At 40.5% G+C, this 247-nt stretch carries 1 protein-coding gene; it reads left to right on the top strand.

Going from position 1 to position 247, the window contains the following annotated elements; genetic code table 11:
* Positions 1-247 (top strand): PAS domain S-box protein (locus JI664_RS23735; RefSeq protein WP_207016262.1); only part of this gene is annotated, 247 nt, incomplete at both ends.

Raw genomic sequence — 247 nt, 5'->3', positions numbered from 1 at the left:
AAGGGGAACTCATTAAGGTCCTTAATATTGCTGCCGATATAACAGAAACGGTTGAACAAAGGGAGTCACTTGAAAAACAATCCAGCGAAATCAGCCGTGCAATTATTGAAATGAGATCCTTTAGCGAGGCAGTCGACAAAGCACTGATAAAATGTGTCTTTTCACCGGCCGGACAAATCCTTGAGCTGAATGAGAATTTTGAGCATATCACCGGATATACGGAAAAGGAAATGCTTGGTAAAAATAA

Origin of the sequence: Rhodobacter sp. NTK016B (assembly GCF_017303295.1) — a bacterium.
Classification (GTDB): Bacteria; Pseudomonadota; Alphaproteobacteria; order Rhodobacterales; family Rhodobacteraceae; genus Pararhodobacter.
This window is presented reverse-complemented; position numbering and strand designations above follow the sequence as displayed.